The 3,956-nt window shown below is 58.8% G+C and carries 3 protein-coding genes; all 3 read right to left on the reverse strand.

The features are described 5' to 3' along the window. Nucleotides 1-404 precede the first annotated feature (404 nt). Complete coding sequence (locus CJ255_RS21305; protein WP_245863646.1) at nt 405-1,928, reverse strand: YifB family Mg chelatase-like AAA ATPase; 1,524 nt, start codon at nt 1,926-1,928, stop codon at nt 405-407. A gap of 254 nt (nt 1,929-2,182) precedes the next feature. Beyond that, complete coding sequence (locus CJ255_RS21310; protein WP_097646092.1) at nt 2,183-2,551, reverse strand: c-type cytochrome; 369 nt, start codon at nt 2,549-2,551, stop codon at nt 2,183-2,185. Nucleotides 2,552-2,651: 100 nt separating this feature from the next. Then, complete coding sequence (locus tag CJ255_RS21315; RefSeq protein WP_097646093.1) at nt 2,652-3,551, reverse strand: DUF4351 domain-containing protein; 900 nt, start codon at nt 3,549-3,551, stop codon at nt 2,652-2,654. Nucleotides 3,552-3,956 lie beyond the last annotated feature (405 nt).

The following is a 3,956-nucleotide window of genomic DNA, read 5'->3' on the forward strand; positions in this document are numbered from 1 at the left end:
AGATTGCAGATTGCAGATTGCAGATTGCAGATTGCAGATTGCAGATTGCAGATTGCAGATTGCAGATTGCAGATTGTAGATTGCAGATTGTAGATTGCAGATTGTAGATGGCCGAACATGGCGTCCCAATGGGTGTTAGCGTTCTTGATCATGCGGCATGTTCAAGGGTAATTGGTATAAGGCTTCTGTGTAGCATAGCACAGTGGTAGTACCAGAGTCGAGCAGGGCAGCGATGGCATGGATGGCCCTCACCCCCTACCCCCTTCGGCAAGCTCTGGTTCGACAGGCTCACCAACCGGACACCGCCTCTCCCACGTTGTGGGAGAGGGGCGAAGGCACAGCGGTGTTGTTGCGTTCCTTTGCGCTCTTTTTCGGCTATCGGCTATCGGCTATCGGCTATGGTATCACTCCGTTCGTCTTGGGCGGTACTGGATCGCTTCGGCGAGGTGGGCTGGGCCGATCTGCGGGGTGCCGGCGAGGTCGGCGATGGTGCGAGCAAGTTTGAGGATGCGATGGTAGCCACGGGCCGAGAGGTTGAGTTGGCGAACGGCGGCCTTCATCAGGCTCTGCCCGGCGTTGTCGAGTTGGCAGTGGTGGCGTAGTTCGCCTGGGCCTAGTTCGGCGTTGACGAAGCCGCGTGCTGCGTCGGCAAAGCGGGTCTGTTGCCGTTCGCGGGCAGCTTGTACGCGCTTGCGGATGGCATGCGAAGGTTCGCCCAGGCGCTCCGAACTGAGCTTCTCGTAGTTGATGCGAGGCACCTCGACATGGATGTCAATCCGGTCGAGCAGCGGCCCCGAAACCCGCTTCTGGTAGCGTGTCACCAGGGCGGGGCTACAGGTACACTCCCGCTCGCTGTCGCCATGCCAACCACAGGGACAGGGGTTTTGCGCGGCTACCAGCATAAAGGCTGCCGGGTAGGTGATGCTGCTATTCGCACGGCTCAAGGTGACCGTGCGGTCTTCGAGGGGCTGGCGCAACACCTCCAGCTTGGCGCCAAATTCGGGCAACTCATCGAGAAAGAGGACGCCACGGTGGGCCATGCTGACCAGACCGGGGCGGGCGCGCCCGGCACCGCCGCCAATCAGCCCGGCGATTGAGGTGGTATGGTGCGGCGCACAGAAGGGCCGTCGGCGCATCAGCGGCATCTCTTTGGGTAACTGGCCACAGACACTGTAGATCTTCGTAACATCGAGCGCCTCTTCCAGATTCATTGGCGGCAGCACCGAGAGCAACGCCCGGGCCAGCATAGTCTTGCCGGAGCCGGGGGTGCCATGCATGAGCACATTATGGCCACCGGCAGCCGCGACTTCCAGGGCACGCTTCACATGCTCTTGGCCCTTGACATCCTGAAAATCAATGGGAAAGCTTGGTTCTTCATGGCTTGGTGGCAAATTGGTGCCATAGGGTTCTATGGGGCGTTCGCCATTCACATGAGTCGCCAGATCGATCAGCGAAGCCACTGGCACCACAGTGAGTCCCTCGATCAAGGCAGCTTCAGCGGCATCTTCACGCGGCACATAGACGGTATGGGCACCACGTTCACGGGCCACGGCAGCCATCGGCAGGACACCATCGGTATGGCGCAGACTACCATCAAGCCCCAGTTCCCCAATAAAGATCGCGCCTTGGGTATTGCCCATCACCTGCTCAGAGGCAAGCAGCAAACCAATAGCAATCGGCAGATCATAGGCTGGCCCCACCTTACGCAGATCGGCGGGGGCCAAATTGACCGTCAGGCGCTTAAAGGGGAAACTCAGCCCCGAATTGCGAATGGCAGCCCGCACCCGCTCACGGCTCTCTTGCACCGCCGCATCACCCAAGCCCACCACGGTAAACGAGGGCATGCCCTGAGCAATATCAACCTCAACTTCAACCAACACCCCTTCAAGGCCAATCACCGCACAGCTATAGACTTTAGCAATCATCATCAACTCCTACCGGAATCCCGGCGTACAAAAATAGCCCCTCATGTCTATATACCGTGCGAGTAGGCGAAAAGATACGGTTTTGGGCAAATTTTGGTGGTTTCGGGGTGGCTGCGCCTGCAGCGGGGGCTTGGGAAAGGCAAAGCCTCACCCAAAAAAACCTCTTTTTCTTTCAAGTTGGCGGCTTCGCCGCCAACTTGAAAGAAAAAGAGGGCTTGGGGCGTAGCCCCAAACCCCTCCCAGAAGGAACAACCGGGTTATTCCAACGTAAGCATAAAAGCCACCAGCGCATCAAGCTGCTCTGGGCTAAAGACGCGATCATAATCGTTGGGCATCATCCCCGCAGTATAGCCGGGGGTCACGCTAAAATCAGGATCAATCGTCTCGCGCAGCAGCCACTCGCTGGCAGTGAGGCCATCGGGGTTATTGGCGGCACGGGTAGCGATGCCAGCCAAGGGGGGGCCTAGGGCGGTGGGGCCAGCGGGATCGAGGCTATGGCAGCCCAAGCACCAGATATTGAAGATCCGCTGCCCACTGGCAACCGGATCGCCCGATGAGGCTGCTGAAGCGCCACATGCGCTCAGGGCAATGAGCAGCAGCCAGATGATGAATAGGCGAGAAGCCATGATGTTTGTTCCTGTTTGTGTGTGTGAGAGGGATGGTTTCAAGGCACGTTACCGTTGTTCTGCTGCCCCCTGTTCCCCTGTTCTGCTGCCCCCTGTTCCGCTACTCTCCTCCCCGCGCCAACCACTGCTCCAGATCATCATGGCTGGTGAAATCGAGCAGCGCCTCGGCAAGAGCAAGCATCTGCGTCGGGCTCAGAGCTGCTACCTGCGCCGTCATCTCTGTGCTTAGTGGGCCATAGCGGTGAGAGAGGAGGCGCAGCAATAACGCCAACTGGCCCTCTTGGCGGCCCTCTTGGCGGCCCTCTTCGCGGCCTTTGATCATGCCCTCCTCCCGCCACATCTGAATGATGGGCGCTTCCTCCATGCCGTAACGATCATAACGCACGATCTCTTTCGCCATCGCAGCAACCTCCTTATCGGTACATAGGGTGAGCAATTCGAGCAATAACCGTTCCTGCAATTCACCACTCGTCCCCGTGACGATCTGGTCTACCGCTTGGCGCAACGCGGGTTCGGGGTCGCGCAGCCGCGTCTGGCCAATCAGTGCCGCAAGTGTTGGACGGTTCAAGGCAAGCAGATCCTCGCCATCCAGCTTCCACAGATGGATGACATGATACTGCCATGTGACCGTGGCATGGCCCTGCGCGTTGGTGAGATGATGCGTCCCCATGTCGCTGGCACCGGCACCACCTACATACCATACCACACTGGTGACCGGGATGCCCGGGTAGGCCGTGGCGATCCGAACGCGGTATTCGAGCATCCGCAGTGGCATCGGGAGATCGCTGCCTCGCCCCTGGAATTCAAGATGCAGTATCTCTTCGCTCCCATCCTCAGATGTTACCGAGAAGATGAGGTCACTATCCACGGCCTGCACGGGCGGGAGCAAGTTGCTCGCTTGCGCCGTGACTTCGCGTACTGGGCGGTTCAGCAGCCACGCGGCCACATCCTTGGCCACCAAGATGACCAAGCGTTTCAGGGGGTTATCGGTCTTTGCCATAGAGCCCTTCGGGGTACATGGCCCATGACCATATTCATGGGCTCTACTTCATGTACCGTTCAAAGGGGCCAAAAGATACGGTTGGAGAGAGGAAGTCAGGGTTTTTGGTATGCCGCACAAGGATAAAGAACGGGGGTACGCGGGAACCAAGTTCCCGCGTACCCCCGTTTACGTTCATGAACATGTGCGGGAACCAGGTTCCCGCATGCCGCCCTAACGCAACGGTAGCTCCAATCCACCGCGCCGCACCTGCTAGGTCTCATGAGCTATGCGCCCCTCCAGACCTGCCAGGTGTGCGCCGTTGGGTCTTTGGGGCTACGCATGGCGACTGCACGGCGCCCACCTAGCAGGTCGTTGGTTCGCGTTGCATGAGAAAACTCTTGACACCGCATCCAAAGCTTCTCA

The organism is Candidatus Viridilinea mediisalina, from assembly GCF_002532535.1.
GTDB lineage: Bacteria > Chloroflexota > Chloroflexia > Chloroflexales > Chloroflexaceae > Viridilinea > Viridilinea mediisalina.

What these genes read in the sequence shown, in the direction of transcription:
- CJ255_RS21305 (WP_245863646.1), bottom strand. Translation starts at nt 1,928, where the DNA reads ATGATGATTGCTAAAGTCTATAGCTGTGCGGTGATTGGCCTTGAAGGG.
- CJ255_RS21315 (WP_097646093.1), bottom strand. Translation starts at nt 3,551, where the DNA reads ATGGCAAAGACCGATAACCCCCTGAAACGCTTGGTCATCTTGGTGGCC.
- CJ255_RS21310 (WP_097646092.1), bottom strand. Translation starts at nt 2,551, where the DNA reads ATGGCTTCTCGCCTATTCATCATCTGGCTGCTGCTCATTGCCCTGAGC.